Below are 26,102 nucleotides of genomic sequence, written 5' to 3'. Positions count from 1 at the left end.
CTTTCTGCTTTCTGCTTTCTGCCTTCTGCCTTCTGCCTTCTGCCTTCTGCCTTCCTCCAGGCTGTCCCCTTAGGGCACCAGTCGCAGCCTAAGTCAGGATTATGCCATGGAACTTAAGTTCCCTAAGTAAAATTACGAAACTGTAGTGATCGGCTAGAAGATTGGTAAAGCATACCAAGCCTCCAAAGTTCTGTGGCCCGTTGGCTACGAATTTCGGGGTATCCCCGGCCAGAATCCTGTGAGAAACCACCCGTTTCTTCCAGCTCTATCAATCGGCCATGTGGTTGTCAATCGCTGGGCATCGAACTGATGGTCTGGCGGACTGCCAGACCAAATTAAGCTTTCTGCAACAATGCCCGCTGGTTTTGCAAAATCTGTTTAGCAAAGGCTAGCTTTGCTTGTAAATCTTGGTCTGCCAGGCTTTCTAAAAAATTAATAAACTCAACCTGCTGTTCAAGAGAGCTAAAGGGTAGCGGCTTAACAGCTAAGTCAGCCAGGTTAACGCTGACCCGCAACACTTCAACACCGATCACCTGGTTCTCGGCATCATAGTCATATACCAAATCGGGCTCTATCGTTTCAGAATCTACGACCTGATCTGGAGCTAACTGAAGATAGAGGGCATCAGCCGCTGGATCAAACTGAATTTTCATAACCGGCCTCGCATTCGCCTATCGAAATGAACTGTCACGATTCGCCAAGGCTCTGTCGTTGCATTATAGACAACTTTTAAGACTCGCCCCTCAGCATCAGGGATAGCCCGATAGGCACATCGGCAGGTAGCATCCTCGGGATGCGGCTCAACCAAAGCAGGCTCATTTAGAGTAAAGGCTACCCATTGCAAATCGATCTGGCGTCCAGCCAGTCTGCGTTGTGCATGGTCGCTGAGATCGTATGGGAATTCCCCATCATCCATTTGAGATCAGCCAACTTAGGCTCCTACTAACTTCCCGCTTAACTTACCCTATCTTCCCTGGAATCCCAGAGGGGGCAGAGCGATAGTGGATGCATCAACCACACAGCGCTTCCCACGGCGCTTCTGAAGAGGTTTCCATGATTCACCACATATCCATTCCGGCACAAAATCCCCACCATGTCGCTTCGGTGTTAGCTGAATTATTCCAGGGCACGATCATGCCGTTTCCGCCCCTGGAGGGGGCCTATGTCGTCCTGACCAAAGATGACTATGGCACCTTGATCGAGGTCTACCCCATGGGTAGCGAACTGATGCCCGGTCGCGGCACTGACGAAGCGAGCTTTTGTCGCAATGCTCACCCCTATCGATTCTCGGCAGTCCATGCAGCCATTTCAGTACCCCTGAGCCAGGCCGAGATTGAGGCGATCGCCCAGCGGGAGGGGTGGCGCGTCCTGGTCTGCAACCGCGATGGTCTATTTAACCTGATCGAGTTTTGGGTGGAAAACCACCTGATGCTAGAACTGCTTCCTCCCACGATGGCTGAGGGGTACTTACAGGCCATGACTCCTGCCAGTTTAGACCACCTCCTAGCGCAGATGGCCACTGTACCAGTCCGCGGATAAGGATGCTTTGGCCCGGAGGGCGGTGTCTACTCGACGAGTGTATATCTCAACGGTCCGACCACTCGTTACTTCAATTTTATCCCTTCAATTCTGAGGAATTCTTACCATGACAACTCTAATTAAAACCAGCAACAAAACCCCCAAAGTGTTAGCCGCTGGCGAAGGCGATCGCTTCCAAATGCTCAGCCATACCATGATCCTCAAAGTGTCCAACAGCGATACTCGGGGACAGTGGGTGATGTACGAAGCCACGGACACCGCCGACAATGGTGCCCCCCTACACACCCACCCCTGGGAAGAAACCTTCTACATCCTCGATGGCGAGGTAGAGGTGCGCCTGGGCAATCGCACCGTACTAGCCCAGCCCGGAACCTCCATCTACTTCCCAGAAAACATGGCCCACAGCTTTAGAATCGTTTCTCCTACGGCTCGGCTGCTGGTGATTTTACCGGGCTGGTCCGATGCCTTTTACCGCGAAGTCGGGGAAAAAATCACCACTCTCCCCCCCGATCCAGACACCTTCGAAGCCGTTTGTGCCAAGCACAACGTGCGTTTAATTCCAGCAGCAGCAGCCTAATCTCAAGGCTTCCAAGAAGTCACCCACATGTCGGCCTCTAAAGCCCCTCTCCCAAGGTTGGGAGAGGGGTTGGGGAGAGGGCCAAGGCCCCCTATCCCTCAATACCACTCGGCCCTTCGGCAAAGGAGCCCCCCATGTCTGATCTCAATACTCTGGCCTCAGCGGCCTTTACCACCCTGTCTCTGGTACTGCTTCAAAGTTGCTCCCTAGGATCTCCCATCGCCCAGGTTGACGAATTAGCGGCACCCCAGCACTACTCCAGTTCAGTGTTATATCCCACCCAGCACCCCGTTGCCGATCACGGCGTTACTCAAACCCCCCAGGATCTGCCAGGGGAATCCGCATTGATGTCTGCCGGTGCAGGGGGCACCTTGTCTGGGCAAACGAGACTTTTACCCTAAGACTTTTCACCATTTACACAGGATCGCTCTATGGAAACTCAACCTCAAGCGCAAAGCAACCAGCCTTGGAAATGGATCATTCTGGCTATTGTTCTGCCAATAGGCGCTGTGTTTTTAGGATTTTTTGGACTGTTTATTTTCTTTCTCACTGGCCCAGAGGGCGGGGTTCGGGTGACCAGCAATATGGAACCCTATGCCCTGGAATATCTCGAATCCCATCAATTACTAGACCCCCATGAAACGATCATGGCTTACTACGATGCCTCGTTTCAGCTGAATGGAACTAAAGCGGCCATTTTGACCGATAGCCGGGTGATCTATCACCAGCCCATGGGCACCAGCGTCATTCCTTTAACTGAGGTCGAGCGCATCGAGCACGAAACCGATGGGATGGTGGGCGATAGCATTCGCATCTTCTCTAAATCGGGCGAGATCATGGCTATTGAAATTGACTCAATTGATAATGGCTCGCTGTTTTTGGCGGCCCTAGAGGGGCGACTTAGCCAAATATCCCAAACCCCCCAACGGTAAGCCAGAGGGTTAGACTCTCGTCTTCTTTCTAAGTTTTAGGAGCTGATTTTAAATGACATTTATCCCGATGACATGGGTAAGACCGATCATGGCAGGAACTGCGATCGCAACTACTCTACTTCTTCCCTTACAACCTGCCAAAGCCCAATTCACCAATCCCTACACCTTCAACACCTGGAATAACCCCATCTCCAGTTCCGCTGATACCGCCATTATGAACCGCGCCTTTCAACGCATGGTGGCAGGTAGCTCTTCAGGCACTTCTGCGGCGGTGTCCCCAGTGGCGGCGTCCTCTGCCCCCCTTGGTGCTAGCAGCTTTCGCCCCGTTGCCCGGCAACTGATGCCCCAGCAGCTAGCTGGCGATCCTACCCTCAGCCCTACCGATCAGCAGCAACTGGCTAACCTCTATGCTGAGTTGCTGGCCAATTATCATCACTGGCTTGTCGAGGAAGGGGAGCAACGACTACAACACAACGTGGCGGGAGCGATGATGTACCTGCTACTCACCAGTCACTATGTGCTCAATGACGGGGAAGAGCTGAGCCAGGTAGAGCAAGATGTGATTCTCCAGAATTTTAATAACGCCCTGGCCAGCGACGCTCACTTTCAGTTTCTGAGTGCCCGGGGCAAACAAGAACTCTATGAAACCATAGTCATCTCAGCGGCCCTGCCCCTGGCCCTCTACTTCCAAGGCCAAGCCGACGACGACCCGAGCTTGATTACCCAAGCCCAAGCCATGGCAGAGGCCACCCTAATCGCCATTTTGACCGACGAAGCCGGATAGCCGCTAGTTAAAAACGGGGCTGTTTTGGGTTAGCGATCGCGCTTCTGGGGCGTCTTAACCGCCGCCACTAACAGGCAAATAATGCCGACGTTGATGCAGATATCGGCCACATTGAAAATGGGAAAGCGAATCAGCCGAAAATCCAAAAAGTCAATAACTTCTCCGGCCAGCATCCGATCAATGCCGTTGCCCAGGGCACCGCTAAGAATTAGTCCATACCCCACTTGTTCCCAACGGTTGGGTAAGGTGACCCAGATCCCTAAAGCTGCTAGCCCCAAACTAACCACCATCGACAGCCACTTTAACCATTCCCCGCTGTCACTAAACAGGCTAAAGGCGGCCCCGGTGTTGGTGACAAAGGTGAAGTAAAACACCCCTGGCCACAGAGCCACAGAGTCCGGTGGGGTGGTCAGCTCAAAGTTTTGGGCCACCCAGTACTTGGTGGCCTGATCGAGGACTAACCCAATCGCGGCGGCTATCCAGAAATAACGATTTTTAACGCCCATGGAATTAATAAAACAGCAGGTGCCGCAGGGTAAGGGAAAGAACCGCCACCGCACACACCACGACCAAGTGGCCGGGGAGTGGGACCAACGAGTAGGCCAGCAATAGCTCCCAGTAAGAGGCTGAGACGGTCTGTAGCCAGCCTAGCAGGGAAGCGAAGGTCAGGTAAATAATCCCTAGGCCATGGATGATGCCCAGACCACAAAGGGCGCTGTAAGCCAAGTTTTCTAGCTTTGGGGGCTCTTGGAAGGCCAAATAGCCACAGATCCAACCAGCGGGCACGAAGGCCACTAAGTAGCCAAAGCCCGGTTCTCGGACGTAACTCAGCCCCCCTCCCTGGGTAAAGACGGGGAATTCAAAGACACGAAACAGGGCTAATCCCAAAACTAGGTAGGCAATTTGTGATAGAGCCGCTGCATTGCGACCGCCGACGCAGCCCGTGAGCAACACGGCCCCCACCTGAAAGCTGACCCCCAAAGACATCAACTCTACGCCAGAACTGCCCCAGGCCCAGGGCGGGTTAATGGTGAATGCTTCCATCCAGGTGGCCACAATGGTGAGGACCAACCCAATTAATGCCCACAGTAGTTCAAATGGCGCTAGCACCTGTGATGTTTTCACCCGTCGTTGTGATTACCCTGATGTTGTGACTTGCTGTGGGCGATCGCCGCTATGGTCGGCAAACTACCAGCAAAATGTAGACATCCAGGGTAACAGGGATTTTCCTGGCTGGTGTGATTTGGGCGGAAAGATTTTAAGGGGCGATCGCCGACTCAAAACGGTCAACAGTATCGACTAGGGGCTAGGTATCAGGAATGGTTGGCCGACTGATGCCGCAGCGTACTACTCATCTGCCACTGGGCTTTCGGCCAGGGCATCACGATTAGTCGTCACGCTTTGTCGCTGACCCCGCACCATCCACAGGCCAAGCCCTACGGGCACGATCACCGCCGCCCAGCCCAGGGCCAGGGCCCAAGCTGGATAACCCTCATAGGGGTTGCGTAGATCGGTGGAAAGTTGGGTAGCCAACAGAATGGTCAGCACCACAGGGACTACCCATTTAATCGCTATATTCCACCAGCGACCCACATGCCAGTCACTGACTTCATTAATATAGCGGCGCAAAGCTTCGGCTCCAAATACCCAACCGCCCAGCAGGGCCATCCCCAGGGCCATCAAAATCGCGTTGTAGCTGACCACAAAGTGGTCGATGATATCCAAAAAGTAGAGCCCGGCTCGGGTGGTGTATAACAGACCCACCCCAAAGGCCGCAAGACAAACCCAGCCCGCCACCCGGGTGCTCTTAGCTTCTGGCTTCATGTCGGTAATCGTCGCGATCGCCGGTTCGACCAGCGAAAAGGCACTGTCGATCCCCAGGGTAAGCAGCATAAAGAAGAACAGGGCGCTAAACAGGCCCGGTAGGGGCATCAAACTGAGGGCTTGGGGAAACACAACAAAGGCTAGCCCTGGCCCCGAGGCCGTGACCTCAGCCACTGTCGTTGAGGCTTCATAGGCCATATAGCCCAGCACCGCAAACACCACAAATCCAGCAAACAGGCTGATAGCCATATCTGACAGGGCCGTAATCCACGAGGATTTAGCAATGTCTTCGTCTGGGTTTTTGTAGCTGGCATAGGTAAGCATGATCGCAAACGCCACGGATAGGGTCAAAAAGGCCTGGGCCGCTGCTGCCGTCCAAACCTCAGGGGAGAGCATAGCGCTCCAAACTGGGGTGAGGTAGAGCTGCCAGCCAGCCCAAAAGCCCGGTAAAAATAGCGATCGCAAAAACAGCACCCCCAGCACCGCCACCGGGATCGGCACCGTATAGAGCACTACCCGGCCCACACTTTTGGGACCTTGCCAAATACAGAAATAAATCATCAGCCAAATGGCCGCCAAAGCCCCCAGCACCGGCCCGTTAAAGCCCCCCAACTGGCCAATGCCGTCACTAATTTGCAACACATTGCCAAAAAAGTAGGTTTCAGGGTCATCGGCCCAGGCGACGGCGAACGACTGCAACAGATACAGCAAACACCAGGCCATTACCACCGCGTAGTAGGCCACCACCAAAAAAGCCGAAATTACCCCCAAAAGCCCTACCCCACCAAAGGCGGGGTGCATCTGCCGTAGGGATTTAACCGGCCCCTGCTGCATCCGCTGACCGATCGCCAGTTCCAAAATCAAGATGGGCGTGGCCATGACCACAAACGCAATCAGGTAGGGAATTAAAAATGCCCCACCCCCATACTGTCCGGCCAAGTAGGGAAATCGCCAGACATTGCCTAACCCGACGGCTGAGCCAACCGCCGCCAATATAAATACAGTCTTAGACGACCACTTTTCACGTGTCATAGTGTTTTCTTCCTCCGTTTAAGCACCATAAAACAAGGGCTCTACCCAAAACTGAGGATGACAAAAAACTTTAAAGGGCAACCCCCCTTGATTACCTAAGACGAAAAGTGGAGGGCGGAGGGCGACAGAATGAAAAGTCCAAAACTCTTCCCCTACCTCCCCCATCGCCCAATTCCCCACCAGGGCAGACACCCAGGTCTGCCCCTACCCCCATCGCCCAATTTCCCACCAGGGCAGACACCCAGGTCTGCCCCTACCTCAAAACTCAAAACTCAAAACTCTCCCCGCTCTCCCCCATCTCCCCATCTCCCCATCTCCCCATCTCCCCATCTCCAACGATACATCAGTACTTAATCCGATCGCGATCCTTATGGGGGGCAGCGTTTTTCACCACAAAATCAATGATTTTGCTGGCGACATCAACATTAGTGGCCTTTTCGATCCCCTCCAGCCCTGGGGATGAATTGACTTCCATCACCACCGGGCCGTGGTTCGATCGCAACAGGTCTACCCCGGCCACCCGCAAACCCATGGCCTTGGCCGCTCGAATGGCAGTACTGCGTTCTTCTGGGGTGAGCCGCACCTTGTCCGCCGACCCCCCCCGGTGCAGGTTCGAGCGAAACTCCCCCGGTGCCCCCTGGCGCTTCATGGCGGCCACCACCTTATCGCCGATGACAAAGCAGCGAAGGTCCATGCCCCGCGCTTCTTTAATAAACTCTTGCACCAGGATATTGGCATCCAGGCCGCGAAACGCTTCGATTACCGACTTGGCGGCCTGCTGGGTTTCTGCCAGCACCACCCCAATGCCCTGGGTGCCCTCTAACAGCTTGATCACCAGGGGGGCACCGCCAACGATGTCCACCAGGCCGTCGATATCTTTGGTGGAGTGGGCAAACCCGGTAACGGGCAAGCCAATACCTCGCCGAGCCATAATTTGCAGCGATCGCAGCTTATCCCGCGATCGCGAAATGGCCATGGAAGTATTGGCCGTAAACACCCCCATAATTTCAAACTGGCGCACCACCGCCGTGCCATAAAACGTATTCGACGCCCCAATCCGGGGTATTACCGCCTCAATATCTTCCAGGTGCTCCCCCTGATAGATCACCTTAGGCTTGTGGGAGGTGATATTCATGTAACAGCGCAGGTGATCGATCACCGGCATGTCGTGACCCTGAGCCTCTCCCGCCTCTTTGAGCCGCCGGGTTGAGTAGAGCGTAGCATCCCTAGACAAAATCGCAATTTTCATAGCGGCTTATGGTTAAACATCGGCCAAACGTATCTCTGAGCGTATTCCATCAAAAAGTATCCGGGGTAATGGCGCTGAAATTAGCGAGTTGTACTGGCCTTGCCCAATTTCTCGATAACGAATTAGCTGGAGTGCTCTGGTAATGGTTGCAGGTATGAGCCCCCCGGATCAACCAAATAGCGATAGCGCACCGCCTGACGCCCCAATAACAAGCGAAACCCCATGTCATCGCGGTTCGTGAGCGTCAGTTCTATGAGCCAAACCTGATGCCCCACCCGCACCGAGGTTTCAATCACCGGTCGTAACTGTTCTTGCCCCCCAGAATTTCGCACCACCCGCTGATCCAGCAGCGGAGCCTCAGCTGCCACAATCACCGTGTCATTGCGCTGAACCGGGTGGGCCTGAAACCTCACTATCGGCTGGCCATCCCGTTCAAACTGTTCCACCTCAAAGGCATGCAGGGCCGAAGACCGCGCTCCGGTATCGACTTTGGCTTTAATAGTGTGAACCCCTAAGGCCGGCAGGGCAACCCATTCGCGCCAACCAATTATGTCTAAGGACGCCGCCTCAGACCCCATAGCGATACTCCTAGCAACTCTAGCTGCTTCCGGTGGTCATGCCTATATCCTATAGGGTGTTGCCCCATGGATGCGGATCTAAATCTATAAGAAACTCAATCTCCCAATCGCCCCAATAAAAAGCCCCGGTAGAGCACCGGGGCTGACAGTCGTTGTCTTGGAGAGGAAACTGAAGGTGAGTCGATGGTAAATGCCCAGAAAGGGGTCGAGATTGTCTAGCGATCGCCCTTGGTGAAACCAGCCCTTGGGCTTATTACTCTTAAATTTACCGGGCTGATCAGACTGTGACTGAGATCGCAGCCTGATTTCTGAGTGTTTCTGGTCACAACCCGATGTGATCGACTAGATCAAGAAGCCCAATCGCTTGCCATTGTCCCGAGCCAGGCGAATCAAGCTTTGCCGCTCTTTGCTGGTGATCCCAAACCGATTGCAGAAGCGAGTAATCGCTTTAGAATGCAGCGCGATGGCCTTTCCCCGTAACTTGTTGAACTTGGGAGTACCCATCGCATTACGAACCAGGACAACTAAAGGTGCAAACATAACCACTGATTCCTTTACAAAGACATCTAAAACTTAATTAGTCTCCCTAGCCCTGATTTAGCTAACAGCCAGGGCGACCAGCACTAAACCAGTGACGAAAAGAGTGGCCACAGCACCCTGTAACGCGTAGCGCTGCTGCTGCCATTGGGAAGGATACTCCGCTAGATAAACAGTGGGCTCTACGGCGTAGTTGTTGAGAATACCGTTGTCGAGTTGGGTGGTGTACATTTGGGTCCCTCCAGGGCGTTTGTTGCTTTATGTAAATCAATGTAACAGTTTTGTTACAAACGTGCAACAAAGTTTGCGAAAATTCCTCGAATGCGTTAACCGAAGGCATTCCCGCCTCAGTGCCTGAGGAAGATGTCTGCAAAAAAGCACCAGCAGGCGACTATTCAAGGGGGGAGCCTCGCCTTAGACCTCTGATCTTGCTCCGCGATCGCGGCACAGGCATGGGGACGTTATCAATGGGTGAGGCCCTAAATGCATCCCTGTCGAGGCAACGATCTCAACGGGGATGCTTGGGGTGAAATGATGGTAAGGGACGTGAGGACAATAAACTACCCGCAGATCGGGCTTGCTCCCCAGGGGAGCCATGACATGAACGACTTCGCTCAGCCCTCGATCGCTGAAGGTTGAGCGAAGTCGAAACCTGGCCACTGGGTAGACTATTAACCCGCAGATCCCTAAGTTCTGGGCTATAGCAGATTTTTGAAGATCAGAGCGACTTGCCCGGTCAGTTTTTCGGTCCATGGTCGATTTTGCCACTCTGGGTAGGAAAGGCAGCGGCTGTTGTCCATGGCGTTGAGAAAGAATTGCTCCACGGCGTCAGACAGTTGTGGGTAGGGGCCGGAGATGTTGAGTTCGTCGTTGTGGAAATAGCTGCGGGGGTCAAAATTGGCGCTGCCAGTGCTGACCCAATCCGCATCCACCAGGATGAATTTGGCGTGCATCATACTGGGCTGATATTCACAAACCTCGATGCCGGCCTGTAACAGGTCGCCGTAGAGCTCTCGGGAGGCGAGGTGGACAAATCGTTTGTCAGTGGCATCGCCCATGGTCAACACGCGCACATCAACTCCACTACCTTGGGCGTCAATTAGCGCCTGGGCAGTGTTGCGATCAGGGACGAAATAGGGGCTACCAACCCAGAGTCGCTGCTGGGCCGCTAATGCACTTAGCTGCACCAACATGCGGATGGACGATTCATTCAACGTTGAGGTGTCATCCGTGATGTATAAGGGAACGACCGCTTCGTCCGGGCCGGTGCTGACCTCTCGATCGAGGTTGATGTCGCCCCCGGCATAGGCCCAGTTCTGTAGAAACTTACCCTGGAGCAGGCGCACAATTTCCCCTTCGTAGGCCACTTCAAAGTCGAGCCAGGGGGCGGTGTCGTGGTCGAACTCGACCCCATCCCAGTAGTCAGAGATGCCAGCTCCGCCAATCAGCACCTGCTGACCATCAATAATTAAGAGTTTGCGGTGCGATCGCGAGTTGTATTCCAGCGGTGCCCGCCAATCCGGCTGGCGAAAAAACTCCACCTGCACCCCCATATTTCTCAGCCGCTGCCAGTACTCTGCGGGCATGGCCTCAGTGCCCTGATGGTCAAACAACAGCTGCACCGTCACCCCAGCCAGAGCCCGTTCCACTACCACATCAGCAAAGTCATCGGCCCGACGCCCTGGGGTCATAAAGTAGGTTTCGTATTGAATCAGGCGCTCCGCCTGGGCCATGGCGGCTTTGCGGGCCGCATAAATATCGTCCACATTGTCCCAAAAGCCGGTCATGTACCCGGTGGTGGCCACGGCATTGGTCAACCCCACCAGGCTGAGATGAAACTGCGGATCCTCTAAGCCAGGAACATTGGCAATGCTATAGTCTGGCGCTGTGCGAAAAATGCCCTTAGCGTAGACATAGCCGAATAGGGCAATCAGCAAGACTCCCACCCCCCCAGCTAGCCACCACCACCAATGCACAGAGGGAGGTTTTTGGTCTGCATCCTGGCTGTCTAACGGGCTGGGCATCACATTGTCTTCCACGGCGACACACTACTTTTTGAAAAAACCAGCATCCACAATACTGGATGGAGTCTAGGGTACCGACGGTCCCCCGCTCTTGTCTCTATCCCAGGTAGGGAGCCAGATGGAGTTTTAGGTCACTAGCGGTGACGCCGTCGTTGGGCTAGACGATCGCGCCGTTCAGGAGTTAGATCTGCATAACAATGGGGGCAGCTAATGCCCGGTTCATAGGTGGGGGAGGTTTGCTCCTGGGGGCTAACGGGATGGCCACAGCCCAGACAGAGCTGGTACTGGCCTGGGGCGAGCTGATGGTCGACGGTGACGCGATCGTCAAACACAAAGCAGTCCCCTTGCCACAAGCTTTCGGCTTCAGGCACCGTCTTTAGGTAATTCAAAATGCCCCCTTGCAGATGGTAAACCTGCTCGAAGCCCTGCGATCGCAGGTAGGCGGTGGCCTTTTCGCAGCGAATGCCGCCAGTGCAAAACATGGCGACTTTTTTGTGTTGCGCCGGGTCCAGGTGGGTGGCCACGTAGTCGGGCAGTTGCCGGAATGATTGGGTCTGGGGATTGATTGCCCCCTGGAAGGTGCCGAGTTGCACTTCAAAGTCGTTACGGGTGTCGATCACCATCACTTCAGGGTCGTTAATCACCTGGTTCCAGGTGTGGGGATCGACATAGGTGCCCACCGGCTGCTGCGCTGGGCTGACCTCCGGTCGCCCCAAGGTGACAATTTCCCGCTTCAGCTTCACCTTCATCCGTTCAAACGGTGCCTCGTTGGTGGCCGATTCTTGGTGGGGAAAGTAGCCAACTTCAGGATGACCGTGCAGCCAGGTCAGGAGTTGGTCGATGTGGTTGCGATCGCCCGCCACGGTGCCGTTCAGTCCCTCGCTGGCCAGCAAGATCGTCCCCCGCAATCCCCAGCCCAGGCATGTTTCCAGCAGCTCAATCCGCAGTGTCCCCGGCTGACTGAGGGGGACAAATTTGTAAAAGGTGGCAACAATCCAAACCATGGAACAACCGTGATGGACGGACTCCTCATTATAGATAAGCTCAATATTTTGCTGATCAAGCACCGCCGAGGGGTTCTGACCTCAGCCAACGCCCCCGAACGCCGCTATAACTCGGAAAACACCCACTCGTCTTCTCCAAACAGAACTCGAAAATCTTGGCGCTGTCCGCAGGTGTTCGCACCACCGACAACGACCCGGCCACCCCGCAGCAGTAGGTCGTAAATGGGTTCTGGCATGGGAAAGGTTCCTTAATCGTTGCTTTACGTTTCTTAATTATCGACCGTTGTAGAATGCCGATGAAATGGTAGTTCAGGGCAAAGCAGGGGTGAATATCTCGACAATATGTAACAAAAGTTGCCTTGACGCTCTCTGAAAGTTACGCGACACTACATCTAATACAGGCTTTGCTCGCCGAATCAATACAGCGTATTGACTTTCGTAATGAAACATTGTGGGTTATTTGCCCAACGATCGTTAGGATCTAAACCAAGGCTGTATTGTGGGCTGTTGCCACAGGCCATTTTTGTTAAACCTGCAAGTTCATGGCAGGGTAAAAGGCTAACTAACCTGGCTAATTTATCTATGGAAACGTTAGAGTTCATCATCTACCCCGATGGTCGCGTCAAGGAGGCGGTGACTGGCATCGTGGGGGCATCCTGTGCTGAGGTTACGGCGGCTATTGAGGCTCAACTCGGTGTTGTTGTGTCTCAGCAGACCACCTCTGACTATTACAACCAGCCTAATCAGCAGACAATCGGCGAAAAAGCATCCTCTCAAGTCTCCTATAGCCAGTGGTGATTTACCCTGAGTCCCTTTAGTTCTGAGTCCTTTAGTATCTAGAGTTACCTAAGAAACGATGTCACACTTTAGCCAAATCAAAACCAAAATCCGCAACCTAGAGTCTCTCAAGGCGGCATTGACCGATTTAGGTACCCCCTGGAAATCAGGGCCTTGTGATGTTAAGGGGTATCAGGGGCAAACTGAAACGGCTGATGTGGTCATTACCCAAGATAACGGTTACGACATCGGGTTTCGTCGTAATCCTGAAACGAGTGACTATGAGCTGGTAACTGACCTGCAATATTGGCAGCAGCCCCTTACGGTTCAGGGCTTTTTAAATCAAGTAACTCAGCGCTACGCCTATACCACTGTGCTTAGCGAAGCAACCAAGCAAGGGTTTCAACTGGCCGAAGAGCAGGTGAAAGCTGATGGCTCTGTGCGGTTGGTGGTCCAGCGCTGGAATGGCTAATGAGCGACCAGACTGATGGCTAAGAGGGGCTATTGGCCCCTTTTGCCGTTTTTAGGAGATGTTGTTAGGACCTTGTGATCAATGCTTGAATTTGATCCAGACGTGACCAATCCAGACGTGACTAATCCAGATACGCCGAAGCCACCAACGGGCCTGGAGCCGGAACTGGGGGGGCATCTGCGCCAGGCCGACAACCGTACTGGCTATGAACCCGAACTAGGAGGACAATTACGGCAAACAGGGGTCTACGTTGATGAGCTTACCTGTATTGGCTGTAAGCACTGCGCCCATGTGGCCCGCAATACCTTTTATATCGAGCCAGACTATGGGCGATCGCGGGTGTATCGCCAAGATGGTGACTCCGAAGAGCTGATTCAAGAAGCGATCGATACCTGCCCTGTCGACTGCATCCACTGGGTGGATTACACAGAGCTTAAACAACTAGAAGCCGATCGTAAGCACCAGGTGATTCCAGTGGCGGGTTTCCCGGTCGATAAGGCTATGTCGACCCTACGGATGCGCAAGGCTAAAAATAAGGGCAAGTCAGGTCATACTTAACCCCCCCCTTAAAGCAGAATTTCTACATCCCCAGAGGGTAAAAAGCGAGCTTCGACCGTGATTGTCTCCCCCGGTGCTACCTCGGCTAGGACGGTACCCACTTCAGGCAGGTCAGGGGAGTTCTGGTACAGGGTTGATACGGCGGTCATGGGTCGCCGTTCGACGATGGTGCCTTCAGCGTCAAGGGTGAGCCGATAGCGTAGGGGGGCAGGAAGATCGGGGGTAGCAGGCCACTGCTGACCTAGGAGCTGGGCTAGGGCGTCTCGCCACGGTTCTGACCCCGGCACCAGGGGGGTCCGAGCTGCGGCCATGGGTGCCCTGTCTGGATCGGCCTGGTCGGCTTCGGGGGGCTCCTCTAGGCTCAAGGGCCGCGATCGCTGCGCCCTAGAGACATCATTGCTGGGGCTGGACTGGGCCTCTGGGGTGGCGGGCTGAGGACTCGGCTGGCGACCCTCGGTGGGCTGGTCGGCTCGGGTGCCAGGGGAGGGGGGGGCTGGTCGATCCAGCGCCAACGGGTCCCGAGCAGGTTCGGGGAGTGTTTCAGCCGGATCAGCCGGGGCATCGTCTTCTAGGGCAGCCACTTGATCGTCATCAGTCGGCTCGTCAATGGCGCGCTCTTGTTGGGCGCGCTCTTGGGCCGTTTCCAGGTCGGGCTCGGCAATCGAGTCTGGGGATGGGGAAAAGACCACGGGGCTGGGGGTCGATGTCAACCACTGACCGCCCAGTACGGCCGCCACTAACACCGCTGCTGCCGAACCAATCCACAAGGGCAGGCGGGGGCGGCCTCTGGGGTTGCTCTTGGGCAAGTCAGCCTCGATTAGTACTTGCACAGCGCCAGTGGCCTGTTCCAGCACATCCGCCAGATCCGCCAGTTGCAACAGCGAGAGGGTGACTGTTAGCGGAGAGTCTCCATTGGCTGGGGCCACCGTTAACTGGTGGCGGATCAGTCCTACGGGTTGTAAGGTATAGTCCCCTTCCTCTAGGGCTGTCTCTGGCGTCAAACTCAGGTCATTTCCCTGAAGGTAGACCGACACATAGCGATGTACCAAATGGGCCAACGCCGACAACTGGGGGGCGCGCCCTGTGAGTTGCGCCTGGGCTGTCGGGCTAGGGGCGGCAGAGGTTGTGTCCTCCGGAGTTGTTGCCGCTGCCAGGACTGGGGCGTAGAGTTGTAGATCAAACCGCGATCGCGCCAGTACTGGCCGGTCTGACACCTGACTCAGGGGCGACTGTTGCCCGGTTAGCCGTAGGGTGCAGGTACCCGCCTGATAGCTATAGGTTGTAAGCGATGCGATCGCGGCCATAAAGTCTTACCCTGTGATCATCCCTGCTCTTAGGTTTGAATCGTGTTTTGTCATCCCTGTTTCGTCATCCCTGCTGCTCTAGCATAGAGCGATCCAATAGGGTCCCCCACAGCTTGCGGCTACCCCCCTGACCGCTACAAAACAGCAGATCCACGAGTAGTTTCAAGGCCAGCGGCCCTAACTGATCGGGGGTCGAGCTCTGATCCCCCTCCATCCGCTCTTGGTAGGCATTCGTAAAGGCATCTAGGTAGTTACCTAAGATCGCCGCTCGATGGGGGGGGTGCCCCTGCTCTAAGGCCTGCTCCAGCCGTCCTACCGCCTGGCGAATAGTATCTCGGTGCTGGGCCGCCAGATGACAGCTAACCAATACCAAGGCCCGGGCCTCGTCCACATCCAGCTTTTTGCGACCCTGGCCTTTGCGTAGGGGGCTGGCCTGGCGCAGCCGCCAGAGATTAACGCGATCGCTGAGCAGCTCAGACAACTGCAAGCTCTCAGCCGCCGCCAGCATCGCTTCCGACCCTAGGCCGGTCAGGGCTTCTAGGGCCAACAACACCAGGTCAAGGTGAGCCTTGATGTTGTGCAGCTGTTGGGGGGTTGGGGATACCCCCGACAGATTAGGATCCCTGGGTTGGGCACCAGGTTGCCGACGAGTAGACGACTCCACCGTTACCACCTGTCTTTACGGTAAAGGATTGGGCCAATTGTGGCACAGGGGTTGCAGTTCTTGAAACAGGTTAGCCATCTAGGGCTATTAAAAGCGGACCAGCCTGTGGAGATGGCGATGCGAGAGGTTGGGGACAGCGGAGCTGCAACGTAAGCGTAATAGTACCCGCGCGGGTACTGTGATTTGCGGTTAGCCCCCTCTACCGTAGGTGTATGGCTTAGGTACATGGCAACGGCAACCTCCTTCCACAGCTCACGTGAGTAGCCCTGTCTTGGGTGGGTCGGTTACATCAGGGGTGCCTTGCAGCTTTAGGAACCTTGGCCACAGGGTTCTACATCAGGTCCAGCTCAGAAACTGGAGTGTTCCCACAGGTAAAACTCCAGGTCTGGCCATGGATTTGGGTTAATTTACCCCCCCTTTGCCCTATGGATTACAGGACGATACTCAAGTTTTTACGCCGCCAACTTGCTCCCGCAGGGCCAACGGCCATGTTACTCCCGACAACCTATCCAGAGGTTAAGGCGATTCAACCTGCTGGTGGCGATTCACTAGCCCATTCATTGAGGAACAATTCTATGGTTGACTACAATAATCCCTGCTTACCGACGCGCGACTATGAGGGGCGACGCACTGAGGCCAACACGCTGCGCGATCAAAAGCGTGATCAGGCCTCTGGTGAATTTAGTCTGACTGCGCCAGACATCAACGACGATGAAAAGCGGTTTGCCCAGATTGGCTTTCCAGGTTTTGCGTCATTCACCAAGGCCTTGGCCCACAATGCCAACGGCTTCGTTGACCCTGCTTCGCTGCAATCACTGTTAGATGCTCTGCAAGTTGGTACCCAAGATGCCCTTGAACAAGTGCAGATGGGTGGCGGCGTGCGACGGCTGGCCAACCCGCTCAATGCCTTCTCTCACCAGCTGATTGGTAACGATTCTAACGGGTCTCGCATGGCTGCGGCTCCCGCCTTTGCCAGCCGCAATACAGCGATCGATATGGTCGAGCGCTATTGGATGGCCCTCTGCCGCGATGTACCCTTTGACCAATACGCCAACAGTGGTTTGATTCGCGCCGCCTGCGATGACCTGAATGCCCTAAGGTTTGACGAACAGTTTGGGTTTGTCTGTACCCCCCAAACCCTGTTTCGAGGTCCCTATGCGGGCTGCGAGGTCGGCCCCCATGTATCTCAGTTTTTGCTGCAAGATTTTAACTTTGGGAATCAACCCATTCGGCAGCAGCAGCGTTATCCGCGCCCCGGACTTGACTACATGACTGACTTAGACAGCTGGAATCAAGTCAATAATGGCGATATCGACCCCAGTGGTACAGATATCATCAATGGGCTGCGCTATATCACGACATTGCGGGACGGGGGGCAGTGGGTACACATCGACTTTCCCCACCAGGCTGGGCTGTGGTCTACCATCATGTTGCTTGGCTTAGGTGCAGCGATGTCCGAAGCCACCCCCTATGACCGGGGAATTACGACGGCTTATGCCTTTGGTAGCTTGGGTGGTCCTGACATCACTAGTCAAGCGGCTATAGCTGGTGTCTATGCCCTGAAGCACGCCTGGTTCCAAAAGTGGTGTGTCCATCGTCGCTTGCGGCCCGAGGTCTATGCCCAGCGGCTAGAATTATTCCGCCGGGGGGCTTTGGGCGGCACGACTGACAACCCCTGCCATGACGAGAAGTTCAATGATTTGTTTGGCGAAGGGGCTGATGTTTGGCGTCGTACCCAGGTGCTAGACCGCATCTATGAGCACAATCGCCAGCAAAATATCGCCCAAAACCGGGGCGATCGCGAAGGTACCTGGTTGCTGCCCATGGGCTTCCCTGAAGGATCGCCCACTCACCCCGCCTACCCTGGCGGCCACTCAGCCTTTGCGGCTGCGGCGGCGACTATCGCTAAGGCTTACTTTGCCGATGGTCCGTTCCCAAATCCTAAGGTGCCTGTGGATGGCGGTCAGGTATTAGCTGACTACCGGGGTGAACCTCTAACCATTCATGGTGAGTTGAATAAGCTGATTGCGAATGTCACCCTATTCCGGGATGGGGCGGGTATGCACTGGCGCACTGATGGCACCACGTCGGGGTCGAATGCAGGGGCCAACCGCCCTGGCTTTGGCATCAAGACCGGCGGCAACCTGCTGGGTGAGTGTCTCGCCATCAGCATGCTGCGGGATATTCGCTGTACCTATCGGGAGTCTGTGGGGCAATTTAGCTTCCAGGGCATCAACGGTAACCAGGTTGACATCTAGGACCCTCTCTTCGTCCGGCGGTAGCAGTTTTCCCCAGGCTAATCCCGTAACCTGGGGGCAGCATCCTTAAACCGGATAAGGTATATCCTCGCCATCGCAGCTGTTGATCAGTGACAGTTGCGATGGTTTTTGGCAGTGCTGCCTGGGTCTGAAAACCTAAAGCAACGCTCTGGATGAGCCTACTGTCCAGTCTCTTACAGATGTGGTGGTGCCCGTGCGATCGCTGGTTTGACCACCCCCGCTAGGTGGGGCTAGCCCACCCTCTGGAGTAAGGATTAACCGAAACAGGCTAGAAAATGTTGGGTGTGCTGCCATAGCGCCTGCTCTACATCTCCCAAGGCATGATCGCTAGGCAACGCCACCAGCGTCACCCAGGGGCGGGTAGCGGCATAGGCACGGCTGGCCTCGATAGCAATCACCTGGTCATTGATGCCGTGCAGGATCAAGGTGGGAATTTCTGCCGTCAATGCCTGATCATCGTACCCTTGGGCATCGGTGATAAAGCTGTAGTGCAAAGGCAACGATTGCTGATAGGCATAGTGGTATACCAGCATCGTCCCCTCAGTCTGCCAGGTGTCTAACTGATGCGGCCCCAATCGCGCCAGCCACTGGTCCAAAAACTGAAACGCTGGCGCCAACAGCACCAGCTGAGTAAGGTAACTCTGGACCTGAGGCTGTTGAGCGACCCAGGCGGCGGTTAGCCCGCCCAGGCTAGAGCCAATCAGCACTGTGGGTTCTGGGTTGGCCTGTACTAACTCGCTCACCTGCTGAATTTGCCGACTGAGGGTGAGGGTAGAGAAGTCTCCCTGGTTGAGGTCGGGGATGAGCAAGGGAATCCCGAGCTGCTGAAAGCGTCGCTTAAATGCCTGAGCCTTGCTGGACTGGGGGCCAGAGGCGAAGCCGTGGAGGTAGAGGTATTGGGGCATGGGGGAGGTGGGGAGGTGGATGGGGGGATGGGGGGATGGGGGGATGGGGGGATGGGTGGATGGGTGGATGGGTGGATGGGTGGGGGATGAATTTTGGATTTTGGATTTTGGATTGTTGAAATCGTAGGGTGCATTAGCGGTCGGGGTCTGGACCTTGGTGATCAACCTGAGGCCGCAATGCACCGGTGGTGGGGAATTTTGGATTTTAGATTTTGAATTTTGGACCCTTCCCTTTGCTACGCACGGGCTACGCCCTACGTTTTTCTGTTTTCGTTTTTCGTTCTTCAGATACCTGTGTGTCCGCCCTGGGAGGGAATGGTACCGAGAGGGAATGGGGCGATCGCCAGGGTGAGGGCGCCCTGGGGGTATGATATTGAATCGGTCGGGGGTAGTGGGCCTGGGGACCATAGCCCAGGTAGGTTGGCTAGCCTTGGTTGGCTGACATTAACAGAGCCTCGCCCCGGCGTTATGCCTTCTACGTACATTTCCCTTTCTCCAACGTTATGACCTCTTCTTACCGCATTACCCTACTGCCCGGTGACGGCATCGGCCCTGAGATTATGGCCGTTACGGTAGATGTATTGAAGGCCCTGGGGGGGCAAATGGATCTGAGTTTCGAGTTCCAGGAGGCGCTGATCGGCGGGGCGGCGATTGATGAAACCGGCGAACCCCTGCCCCAGGAAACCTTGAATCGGTGCCAGGATAGCGACGCGGTATTATTGGCGGCGATCGGTGGCTACAAATGGGACACACTGCCTCGGCATCAGCGACCAGAGACTGGGTTGCTGGCGTTACGGTCTGGACTGGGCCTGTTTGCCAACCTGCGCCCGGCCACCATTCTGCCCCAACTGATCGACGCCTCCTCCCTAAAGCGAGAGGTGGTGGAAGGCGTAGACATCATGGTGGTGCGCGAGCTGACGGGGGGCATTTACTTTGGTACCCCCAAGGGCATTTTTGAAACGGAAACGGGGCAAAAGCGGGGGGTTAGCACCATGGCCTACACCGACAGCGAAATTGATCGGATTGGTAAGGTGGCCTTTGAAACGGCTCAAAAGCGGCGAGGACAACTGTGTTCGGTGGATAAGGCCAATGTGTTGGAAGTGTCGCAGTTGTGGCGCGATCGCATGACCGCTATGGCGGCTGATTATCCGGATGTTAGCCTCAGCCACCTGTATGTAGATAATGCCGCCATGCAGCTGATCCGCTGGCCCAAGCAGTTTGACACTATCGTCACAGGCAATTTGTTCGGTGACATTTTGTCTGACGCCGCCGCCATGCTCACAGGCAGCATTGGTATGCTGCCGTCCGCCAGTTTAGGGGCCGATGGCCCTGGGGTGTACGAGCCGGTGCATGGGTCAGCCCCTGACATTGCCGGACAAGACAAAGCCAACCCCCTGGCCCAGGTACTGAGTGCGGCGATGATGCTACGCTATGCCCTGGATCAGCCTACCGCCGCCGATCGCTTAGAAAAAGCTGTGATCAAGGTTTTAGATCAGGGATACCGAACCGGCGATATCATGGCGGAAAATATGACCCTGGTCGGCTGCAAAGCCATGGGGGATGCTCTGCTGAGTGCCCTGGCTGGCTAAAAAGCAATAAAACTTTACAGTTTGCCGCCCCTGGGTAGATCGATTACAGTCGTGTCAGATGAGTCACAGGTGAGCCGTGTACGGTCTACAAACCCCCCCGTCTACGAGTCCAATAAACCAACCGAACCAACCCACATCCCCGCCTCCGGATGGCAGTTCTCTGCCAGCTTTGCTTAACCCGGCTTTACTTAAGTCAGCTCGTCAAATTTATCGTACGTACTACGAAGTGCATCCGGAAGATATACAGCGGCCCATTGGTATTGCCATCAGCACCAAAACCCACCGGGGTAAGTTGATTTTTGGTGATAAGCCAGTACTGCTGCCCACCGAATGCTTTATCCCCTTGAGTCAAATTGAGCCAGGTTTACATTAACGGGTATGGCCTGGGAAAAAGATGGCCACCGTGGGTGAGGATTTCGGGTGTCGGGTGTCGGGGAGTGGTCTGTCAAGGCTAAAAATTAGGCTGAGCGGTTTGCGAAAGCCTTTTATCTTCAGGGAGTTTGCTTCAACATATCAGGACTTACCATCCCCTCCCACGGAGGGGTGCCCGTTCGCGTTCGCGAAGCGTTCCGAGGAAAAGCGTTCCGCAGGAAAGGGCGGGGTGGTCCCCTCCTGGGAGGGGTGCCCGGAGGGCGGGGTGGGTTCTTCGGGCTTGCTTGACCCACCCCTACCTACTTCGACAGGCTCAGCACAGGCCTCCAAAGGAGGGGATTTCGGACCTTGATGCTACCAATTCTCTACATTTGCTAACCCTAAATTCAAGACGTGACGCTGCTCTAGTCGTTATTGATCATCCCGGGAGGCTGCCAGTCGCTGAAGTTATCCATGTGGCCCCATAGCGCTTGGAAACCGACGATTGTCCAGATCAGGGCTGCCACCAGCAGCACCACAGCTCCCAGGGTGCGCCAGCCTTGGTTGTAGCGCAGGTAAACCAGGGTGGGGGCTGACAACATTCCTCCCAGACCCGTCAATATAAACCCTAGGCCGGCCACGAAGGGCTGACGGGTTTGCTCTAGGCTGATAATGCGCAAGCCCACCACCACCGACATGAGGCCCGCGAAAAAGCCATAAATAGTCACGGTGAGTAAATCCCAGCCCTGGGCGATCGCGATCGCCGCCATAACGTAAAGCGCCCCAAACAAAAGGGTGGTCTCCCCAAAGGAAATGTTAAAGCTGCCGGGCAAGGGCCAGGTCAGGGTCATGTGTAACCCGGTGACCAGAGCAATGCCGCCGACCAAGCCAAACCCAGGAATCCAGCGTTTGAGATTGGCCCCGTCTAACCCCCGATAGACAAAATCAGCCAGTAGGACTAACCCGGCCACCATGTTGATTAGCATCAGGGAAATGTAGTCAATAAACATAGAACCTGGCTCAAGACGCAACGCCTCCCATCATAAACCTGGATAAACATGCGTAAATGGGGATGCTTTGCCTCAATGGTTGCCTGTACTTATGACAACTCATCCGACACCCCGCCACCTCTTGGCGACCCTGCTGCCTTATCTAACCACCGCTGGGGCCTATGCCCACCAGATTCAGACCCAAATTCAGTCCCAACCTGACAAGGCTGAGGGCGGCGACAATTTCTTCGCCTCTGCCCTCAGCGATGCTGACCTTTCTATCCAGACTATGGTGGAAGTGGTGTTGCTCGGCCTGTTTCCGCAGGTGCGGTTCTATGGCGAGGAACATGAGCAAACCTATAACACCAAGTACTTTCGAGCCACAGATTTAGGCCCCCAAGGGGACTATTTAATTACCCTGGATCCAATCGATGGCACCCAGTTCTATCTGGATGGACACCGCAACTATCAGGTGATTTTGGCCGTGCTCAACCATGATGACTATGAAGCGGCCCTGGCGATTACCCCTGGCCAAGACCTGTATTACTATACCCTCAGGGGGCAGGGAACCTTTCGGGGACGGCTACACCAGGCCCTTGAAGACTGTGAGCCCCTGCGAATTAATGCCCCAAAACCCGGCCATTTGCCTAGGCTGGCAAATGGGTGATCTGGGGCCTCACCTGGGCGATCGCTACCGGGTTTACCACACCAAAACGGACTACTCTAAAACGGCTCCAATTCCCAACTTTAACGGTCTGCTCAGTGGCGATTTAACTGGAGCTGTGCTGGCCAGGGGACAGTTTATCGATGGGGCTGCCCTGGCCTTTATGGCTGAAGAAATGGGGCATATCGTCACTACCCTAACCGGCGATCCACCGCCTCTGCTGCACACCTGCGACGATTATATGCGACCTGGGCTGCTGATCGCGTCCTCCCCAGAGGTCCACAGTGACCTGTTGGCGGCAGTCCGTCTAGCCCAGGCCTAGGCCGGTCGTGACGCTCGTTTTGCCCCAAAGGAAAAGGTTTAGACAAATCAAGCCTTTGGGGGAGGCTGACAGGGCTATAGGATGTCATTACAGTGTGGGGGGAGTCCAGCCGTTAGGGTAGGCCATCTCAGCTGTCTGTCTGGATTCATACGTTGCCCGACTCTCCACCGTCTTTACCAGCATGTTGCCCCCATGGAGTTCAACCACCTGCACTTTTATGTTGATGATGTCGGTCCCTGGCGCGATCGCTTTCTTAAAGAGTGGGGCGGCACGGTCGTTGATCTGGGCATCAGCCAGACTGTCTTGATTTATCTGGGCCAAGTCCCTTTGCTGTTTAGTACCCCCGGGGCGATCGCGCCCCAGCCAGGGCGACAAGAGCCTGAGAGCAGCCCTGACAACAGCGACACCAACCCTATAGCCACCTATCTTAGGCAACACCCCCCCGGCATCGGAGATGTCGCCCTGCGGGTGGCTGATCTAGATCAAACCCTAGGGCAGGTAAGGCAAGGGGGGGGACAGGTGCTCCAGTCGATCCAGGTCGATCCCCAGGGGCGAGGGCGCTGGTGCCAGGTCCAGGGGTGGGGAAATCTGCGCCACACTCTGGTGCAAACCCATCAGCCCCCAGGATGGGTGCCTGGTATCCCGTTTGGACCATCGCCATCCCCAGACCACCTACCGTTCGATCGCATCGACCATGCGGTGTTGAATGTGGCCAAAGGCGAGTTGCCCCTGGCTACAGACTGGTACATTCGGCAGTTGGGCTTTCAACCCCAGCAGCGATTTGCTATCGATACGGCCAAATCAGGCCTGCGCAGCCAGGTGTTAGCCCACCCCCATGGGGGAGCCCAAATTCCCGTGAATGAATCCACGACCGTGAATTCCCAGGTGGAGGAGTTTCTCTACTGGAATCGGGGGGCTGGGGTGCAGCATGTGGCCTTGCATACCGGCAACATTTTGCGTACCGTCGGTCATCTGCGCTGGGCCGGGGTGCAATTTTTAGAGGTGCCTCCCACCTATTACGACGCTCTACCCCGGCGTCAGGGGTTTCAGCCCGATGCCCATCTGGATGAGGCCCTGGCAGAATTGCAAATTTTAGTCGATTGGGAAGCCCATTTGCCCCAGGTGCGACTGCTGCAAACGTTTACCCAACCGTTTTTAGCGATCCCGACAGTATTTTTTGAGATTATTCAGCGACAGGTGGTGTCGAACGATGGGGTGGCGATCGCAGCGCGAGGGTTTGGGGAACGTAATTTTCAGGCCCTGTTTGAGGCGATCGAGCGCGAGCAGGCTAAACGGGGCAGTTTAGCGTTTAATCACGACTCTATCAGTCAGGACAATAGTCCGGACACTTTTCCGGGCATCTCAGGGTAGAACCCTAAGATCTTTACCGGACCGGCGTTCTGGACTCCCTAATATCCATGACTACCCATCTTCTTTACTGCCAAAGTAAAAGCCTAAAGCCGCCCCGATCAACCCGGTTTGAGTGCTGAGCAAAATAGAAAACACATCCTTCGAAAACGTAAATTTACTGTCTCGATCGCTATCGTTGGAAGGCGTTAAAATCACAACGCCGGACAGAATAATGGTAGAGGCAACCGTAATCCCCAGTAACGCGATCAGTCGCTTGGCAATGGCTGAGCGGGTTTCCTCTCGACTTCTGAGTAGGTGGCTTTTTAGGCTCTCCTTTTCTTGAGAGGTTAACTCTTCCGAGACAAAGGCAAAATCATCTGGCGATTGCTCGCCTGAATCAATCTCGTTGGGAATGTCCTCAGGGGCCATAGCACTTTTAAATCCTCCACAGTCCTAGATCAAACGTTACCAGTGAACGTCGAAGGAGAACTTGGCGGCTGGCCTCAGGCTTGCTCAGCAACAATTCCATGGCGGTTAGAAAAAGGCTCAATGGGATTTCTAACCACAGAGAAGCGCTTAATCGACCCTCCTGGTTGCTGAATAAAAAACTTATTCCCTTTTTTTTCCTGATCAATAATATACCTAGCTAGGGCTTTGGAGTAGAGATGTTGGTACCCTGGTGATGTTACCCCCGAGGCCCCTGACCGCGTTTTCAGCTTTACAGCTTTTAAGGTGCCATCTTCAGTTTGCATAAACAGGCTAGCCCCTTCGTCGGTTCCCTCACGCTGATCAGCCACATCAGCACCGATAACGACCCGCGCTTCAGCTTGATCAGAGGGCTTAGATGCTCCAGCCCTTGAACGCTTTGGGTTAACAATGTCGATCCAACGATGCAACATAACTCTACTGACCCATAATCAAGGCTGTGTATATATCCAATTATATCTCGCTACCCACCTCGATTAGCCCAGCCGCGCGGTGGCTTATCGCAGAAAGCTGCTGACCGTCCACAGGGAAAGACAGGTAACCGCCGCAGCGATCGCATCAGTACTGGCCCAGGCCATCTGTGCTCCTTGGGGAATCAACAACTGCCCCACTGTCAGCCCCAGGGTCAAGCCCGCCGCCAGCCCGCCGATGGTGAGTAACACAGAGCGCCAGAAGCGATTTTCTTTGCGATTGAGGAAATAAATGGCGGCCCCAATGGCGATGGCCAAGGCAAAGGAGGGGGCATAGAACCCAAATAGACCTAACCCTCCGAAGGTGATGGCTGGCCACAGCACCTCATCTCGGCTGGGGGTATCCACCAGGTTCGATAGCCACTCGGGGCGGGATAAATTAGGCGCTGCTTTGGGCGAAGGGGGTAGGTCAGGAATATTTTCAGCAAAACGAATCCGATCGGGCACTTTGATTTTGCCTTCCTGGCGCAGCCGCAGCCGCTCCATCAAGATAGCGTCATAGGCCGCTTCGACGGCCTCTTTTTGTTTGGGTTCGTCGCCGCACTCGTGGATCATGCGATCGCGCGCCTCCTGGATCTCCTCAAAGGTGGAGGCCTCTGTCAACCCTAGCAATTCATACGAATTTTTATTGCTCATCTGCAAAACTCCAAGACCCCCAGACGACGTGACAACAACAGCCCATAGTAACAACGCTATACCAAGCCCAGCTCGGGATCTGTAGTTTTTCCACAGGCAAAATTCCGCGCCTGGACTTGGACTTAGATTTAATCTACCAAGTCAGATAACGATTTCTCTAGATTCCAGTGTAACTAGCCACCCTACAAATAGGGAATACCTGCCCA

32 protein-coding genes are annotated in these 26,102 nt (G+C 55.0%); 14 read left to right on the top strand and 18 right to left on the bottom strand.

The features are described from left to right. Window positions 1–335 precede the first annotated feature (335 nt). Window positions 336–653, bottom strand: coding sequence for a DUF2283 domain-containing protein (locus E1H13_RS01475; protein ID WP_169611623.1), 318 nt, complete (start codon window positions 651–653; stop codon window positions 336–338). A gap of 400 nt (window positions 654–1,053) precedes the next feature. Here E1H13_RS01475 and E1H13_RS01465 point away from each other — a divergent pair, with 400 nt between their 5' ends. The 5 genes from E1H13_RS01465 (at window position 1,054) to E1H13_RS01445 (ending at window position 3,832) form a co-directional block, all read left to right on the top strand. Next, the gene (locus E1H13_RS01465) at window positions 1,054–1,539 is read left to right on the top strand and encodes a hypothetical protein (protein ID WP_169611621.1); all 486 of its coding nucleotides are present in this window, start codon (window positions 1,054–1,056) and stop codon (window positions 1,537–1,539) included. A 106-nt stretch (window positions 1,540–1,645) separates the two neighbouring features. Further along, window positions 1,646–2,116, top strand: coding sequence for a cupin domain-containing protein (locus E1H13_RS01460; RefSeq protein WP_169611620.1), 471 nt, complete (start codon window positions 1,646–1,648; stop codon window positions 2,114–2,116). Between the two features lie 134 nt (window positions 2,117–2,250). After that, a complete protein-coding gene (locus E1H13_RS01455; RefSeq protein WP_169611619.1) occupies window positions 2,251–2,517 on the top strand; it encodes a hypothetical protein in 267 nt (88 codons plus the stop codon). Window positions 2,518–2,547: 30 nt separating this feature from the next. After that, window positions 2,548–3,048, top strand: coding sequence for a hypothetical protein (locus E1H13_RS01450; RefSeq protein WP_169611618.1), 501 nt, complete (start codon window positions 2,548–2,550; stop codon window positions 3,046–3,048). Window positions 3,049–3,115: 67 nt separating this feature from the next. Then, window positions 3,116–3,832, top strand: a complete 717-nt coding sequence (locus E1H13_RS01445) for a DUF6683 family protein (RefSeq protein ID WP_169611617.1) — start codon at window positions 3,116–3,118, stop codon at window positions 3,830–3,832. Window positions 3,833–3,861: 29 nt separating this feature from the next. On the opposite strand, the gene lspA is transcribed toward E1H13_RS01445, so the two are convergent. The 10 genes from lspA to E1H13_RS27620 all read right to left on the bottom strand — a co-directional run bounded on the left by lspA (window position 3,862) and on the right by E1H13_RS27620 (window position 12,316). Then, a complete protein-coding gene (gene lspA, locus E1H13_RS01440) occupies window positions 3,862–4,338 on the bottom strand; it encodes a signal peptidase II (RefSeq protein WP_169611616.1) in 477 nt (158 codons plus the stop codon). A gap of 4 nt (window positions 4,339–4,342) precedes the next feature. Next, complete coding sequence (locus tag E1H13_RS01435; protein ID WP_169611615.1) at window positions 4,343–4,942, bottom strand: biotin transporter BioY; 600 nt, start codon at window positions 4,940–4,942, stop codon at window positions 4,343–4,345. A gap of 237 nt (window positions 4,943–5,179) precedes the next feature. Further along, entirely contained in the window at window positions 5,180–6,688 is a 1,509-nt protein-coding gene (locus E1H13_RS01430) for a sodium-dependent transporter (RefSeq protein ID WP_169611614.1), read from the bottom strand. Between the two features lie 343 nt (window positions 6,689–7,031). After that, window positions 7,032–7,937: a 30S ribosomal protein S6--L-glutamate ligase gene (rimK, locus tag E1H13_RS01425; protein WP_169611613.1), complete on the bottom strand. Its 906-nt coding sequence runs from the start codon at window positions 7,935–7,937 to the stop codon at window positions 7,032–7,034. Between the two features lie 122 nt (window positions 7,938–8,059). Next, entirely contained in the window at window positions 8,060–8,515 is a 456-nt protein-coding gene (locus tag E1H13_RS01420) for an ATP-dependent zinc protease (protein WP_169611612.1), read from the bottom strand. A 342-nt stretch (window positions 8,516–8,857) separates the two neighbouring features. Further along, window positions 8,858–9,055, bottom strand: coding sequence for an electron transporter (locus E1H13_RS01415; protein WP_169611611.1), 198 nt, complete (start codon window positions 9,053–9,055; stop codon window positions 8,858–8,860). Between the two features lie 57 nt (window positions 9,056–9,112). Further along, entirely contained in the window at window positions 9,113–9,283 is a 171-nt protein-coding gene (locus E1H13_RS01410) for a ssl1498 family light-harvesting-like protein (RefSeq protein ID WP_169611610.1), read from the bottom strand. Window positions 9,284–9,750: 467 nt separating this feature from the next. Then, window positions 9,751–11,076, bottom strand: a complete 1,326-nt coding sequence (locus tag E1H13_RS01405; RefSeq protein ID WP_169611609.1) for a cardiolipin synthase B — start codon at window positions 11,074–11,076, stop codon at window positions 9,751–9,753. A 134-nt stretch (window positions 11,077–11,210) separates the two neighbouring features. Further along, window positions 11,211–12,080 carry a rhodanese-related sulfurtransferase gene (locus E1H13_RS01400; RefSeq protein WP_169611608.1) on the bottom strand — a complete coding sequence of 290 codons (870 nt, stop codon included), beginning with the start codon at window positions 12,078–12,080 and terminating at the stop codon, window positions 11,211–11,213. A gap of 104 nt (window positions 12,081–12,184) precedes the next feature. Next, entirely contained in the window at window positions 12,185–12,316 is a 132-nt protein-coding gene (locus E1H13_RS27620; protein ID WP_256378479.1) for a hypothetical protein, read from the bottom strand. A 346-nt stretch (window positions 12,317–12,662) separates the two neighbouring features. Between E1H13_RS27620 and E1H13_RS01395 the strand changes: the two genes are divergently transcribed. The 3 genes from E1H13_RS01395 (at window position 12,663) to E1H13_RS01385 (ending at window position 13,887) form a co-directional block, all read left to right on the top strand. Continuing rightward, entirely contained in the window at window positions 12,663–12,878 is a 216-nt protein-coding gene (locus E1H13_RS01395; protein WP_169611607.1) for a DUF2997 domain-containing protein, read from the top strand. Between the two features lie 58 nt (window positions 12,879–12,936). Further along, window positions 12,937–13,329, top strand: coding sequence for a DUF1257 domain-containing protein (locus tag E1H13_RS01390; RefSeq protein ID WP_169611606.1), 393 nt, complete (start codon window positions 12,937–12,939; stop codon window positions 13,327–13,329). A gap of 81 nt (window positions 13,330–13,410) precedes the next feature. Then, window positions 13,411–13,887, top strand: coding sequence for a ferredoxin (locus E1H13_RS01385; RefSeq protein WP_240966352.1), 477 nt, complete (start codon window positions 13,411–13,413; stop codon window positions 13,885–13,887). A gap of 8 nt (window positions 13,888–13,895) precedes the next feature. Here E1H13_RS01385 and E1H13_RS01380 read toward each other — a convergent pair whose 3' ends face one another. Continuing rightward, window positions 13,896–15,191 (bottom strand): DUF4335 domain-containing protein, encoded by a 1,296-nt coding sequence (locus E1H13_RS01380; RefSeq protein ID WP_169611605.1) that lies wholly within the window; start codon window positions 15,189–15,191, stop codon window positions 13,896–13,898. A gap of 64 nt (window positions 15,192–15,255) precedes the next feature. Beyond that, window positions 15,256–15,804 carry a DUF3038 domain-containing protein gene (locus E1H13_RS01375; protein WP_206069887.1) on the bottom strand — a complete coding sequence of 183 codons (549 nt, stop codon included), beginning with the start codon at window positions 15,802–15,804 and terminating at the stop codon, window positions 15,256–15,258. A 626-nt stretch (window positions 15,805–16,430) separates the two neighbouring features. Here E1H13_RS01375 and E1H13_RS01370 point away from each other — a divergent pair. After that, window positions 16,431–18,113: a phosphatidic acid phosphatase gene (locus E1H13_RS01370; protein WP_169611603.1), complete on the top strand. Its 1,683-nt coding sequence runs from the start codon at window positions 16,431–16,433 to the stop codon at window positions 18,111–18,113. A gap of 275 nt (window positions 18,114–18,388) precedes the next feature. On the opposite strand, the gene E1H13_RS01365 is transcribed toward E1H13_RS01370, so the two are convergent. Beyond that, entirely contained in the window at window positions 18,389–19,039 is a 651-nt protein-coding gene (locus E1H13_RS01365; protein WP_169611602.1) for a YqiA/YcfP family alpha/beta fold hydrolase, read from the bottom strand. A gap of 503 nt (window positions 19,040–19,542) precedes the next feature. Here E1H13_RS01365 and leuB point away from each other — a divergent pair. Beyond that, the gene (leuB, locus tag E1H13_RS01360) at window positions 19,543–20,628 is read left to right on the top strand and encodes a 3-isopropylmalate dehydrogenase (protein ID WP_169611601.1); all 1,086 of its coding nucleotides are present in this window, start codon (window positions 19,543–19,545) and stop codon (window positions 20,626–20,628) included. A gap of 112 nt (window positions 20,629–20,740) precedes the next feature. Further along, window positions 20,741–21,001, top strand: a complete 261-nt coding sequence (locus tag E1H13_RS01355) for a hypothetical protein (protein WP_169611699.1) — start codon at window positions 20,741–20,743, stop codon at window positions 20,999–21,001. Window positions 21,002–21,404: 403 nt separating this feature from the next. On the opposite strand, the gene E1H13_RS01350 is transcribed toward E1H13_RS01355, so the two are convergent. Continuing rightward, window positions 21,405–21,989: a DUF981 domain-containing protein gene (locus tag E1H13_RS01350; protein WP_169611600.1), complete on the bottom strand. Its 585-nt coding sequence runs from the start codon at window positions 21,987–21,989 to the stop codon at window positions 21,405–21,407. 91 nt (window positions 21,990–22,080) lie between these two features. Here E1H13_RS01350 and E1H13_RS28250 point away from each other — a divergent pair, with 91 nt between their 5' ends. From E1H13_RS28250 to E1H13_RS01340, 3 genes are all read left to right on the top strand, one after another. Continuing rightward, window positions 22,081–22,635: an inositol monophosphatase family protein gene (locus tag E1H13_RS28250; RefSeq protein WP_240966351.1), complete on the top strand. Its 555-nt coding sequence runs from the start codon at window positions 22,081–22,083 to the stop codon at window positions 22,633–22,635. After that, entirely contained in the window at window positions 22,628–22,954 is a 327-nt protein-coding gene (locus tag E1H13_RS28245) for a hypothetical protein (protein ID WP_240966350.1), read from the top strand. Before E1H13_RS28250 ends, E1H13_RS28245 begins: the two co-directional genes overlap by 8 nt. A 192-nt stretch (window positions 22,955–23,146) precedes the next feature. Continuing rightward, window positions 23,147–24,325: a VOC family protein gene (locus tag E1H13_RS01340; protein ID WP_169611599.1), complete on the top strand. Its 1,179-nt coding sequence runs from the start codon at window positions 23,147–23,149 to the stop codon at window positions 24,323–24,325. 51 nt (window positions 24,326–24,376) lie between these two features. On the opposite strand, the gene E1H13_RS01335 is transcribed toward E1H13_RS01340, so the two are convergent. The 3 genes from E1H13_RS01335 to E1H13_RS01325 form a co-directional block, all read right to left on the bottom strand. Continuing rightward, window positions 24,377–24,733: a hypothetical protein gene (locus E1H13_RS01335; protein WP_169611598.1), complete on the bottom strand. Its 357-nt coding sequence runs from the start codon at window positions 24,731–24,733 to the stop codon at window positions 24,377–24,379. Window positions 24,734–24,807: 74 nt separating this feature from the next. Continuing rightward, a complete protein-coding gene (locus tag E1H13_RS01330) occupies window positions 24,808–25,203 on the bottom strand; it encodes a hypothetical protein (protein WP_169611597.1) in 396 nt (131 codons plus the stop codon). Window positions 25,204–25,287: 84 nt separating this feature from the next. Continuing rightward, complete coding sequence (locus E1H13_RS01325; RefSeq protein ID WP_169611596.1) at window positions 25,288–25,896, bottom strand: CPP1-like family protein; 609 nt, start codon at window positions 25,894–25,896, stop codon at window positions 25,288–25,290. Between the last annotated feature and the right edge of the window lie 206 nt (window positions 25,897–26,102).

This window comes from Nodosilinea sp. P-1105 (assembly GCF_012911975.1).
In the GTDB taxonomy this organism is placed as follows: Bacteria; Cyanobacteriota; Cyanobacteriia; order Phormidesmidales; family Phormidesmidaceae; genus Nodosilinea.
Note: the sequence above shows the minus strand (reverse complement) of the source record. Positions and strands in the feature narration are given on the sequence as shown.